Consider the following 1,031-nt stretch of genomic DNA (forward strand, 5'->3'; position numbering starts at 1 on the left):
CTCTCGATCGACGCGCTCTCCAAAGAACAGAAGAACTATTCCTGCAGCTGGGATATCGGGACGTAAATCCCCTCCTCTTTTTACAGCATCCTTGCCGCGTACAGGTATTCCTGCGCCCAGCCGCAATACTCCCCGAACTGCTCCTTTGCAAACTTCCGTATCCGGTCGTATTCCCTCGTTGTCAGCGGAGCATCCGCAGGAAGGTCCGGAAGGTATTGTTCTTTTACGATCCGACGTATCCAGACATCCACGGGAAATGCATCGTATTTCTGGAACGCAAAGAGGAGGATGCAGTCCGCTGCCTTCGGACCAACACCCTGCAGTTTCATCAGTTCCTTCCGGGCATCATCGTACGAGAGACTGCGGATTTTCTGCTCCCACGACCTCACGTCAGTGATGGTGCAGGATGTGTCGTACACGTACGGCTGGCGGTACCCGAGTCTGCATGTCGTGAGGCCTTCATGACCCTCGCAGGAAATGCAGGACGGTTCCGGGAACGTAAAGAAGGTCTGGCCCCCGGATCGTATCGGGGTGCCAAACCGCTCTGCAAGCAACCCGATCCTGCGCCGGATGGTCGGGATATTGGAGTTCGTCGAGCAGATATAGGATACGGTGCACTCCCAGGGAGGCTGGCGCACAAGCCGCAGGCCGCGGCACTCTCCGATTGCCCGGTGGATCACGGGATCGTTGTCAATGGCAGAGAGGAGCCGGGGCAGGTCGACATCGAGAGAGAAGTAATGGTGGATGAATTCCGCAGGCGCGCCGCTGAATTTGAGCCTGTTTCCGTCCTGCCGTATCCGGATGACGTGGTTGTCAACAATCCCCTGCCATGTGCCATCGGGACTCCTCTCCCAGCGGAAGACCTGGCCGCAGCCGAGTGTCTGGTCGAGCGAGAACAGCTGGCCGGGGGGAAGGGTGATAGAGGGCATGAGTATAATCCAGCGGTGGAAAGCAGTTGAAAGAGTACCATGTACCATTCCCCCTCTTATTCGCTGGGGATGGTGCAAACGGGACGGGGAGGACCGGGCGCG

1 protein-coding gene is annotated in these 1,031 nt (G+C 57.9%); it reads right to left on the reverse strand.

Annotation, left to right across the window (positions count from 1 at the left end; translation table 11 throughout):
* Positions 1-80 precede the first annotated feature (80 nt).
* Positions 81-929 (reverse strand): DNA-3-methyladenine glycosylase, encoded by an 849-nt coding sequence (locus CW742_RS15160; protein ID WP_292421863.1) that lies wholly within the window; start codon positions 927-929, stop codon positions 81-83.
* Positions 930-1,031 lie beyond the last annotated feature (102 nt).

The organism is Methanoregula sp., assembly GCF_002835825.1.
In the GTDB taxonomy this organism is placed as follows: domain Archaea; phylum Halobacteriota; class Methanomicrobia; order Methanomicrobiales; family Methanospirillaceae; genus Methanoregula.

Bases quoted from the DNA above. Each gene is read 5' to 3' on its own strand.
- CW742_RS15160 (WP_292421863.1), bottom strand. From the start codon at position 929: ATGCCCTCTATCACCCTTCCCCCCGGCCAGCTGTTCTCGCTCGACCAG.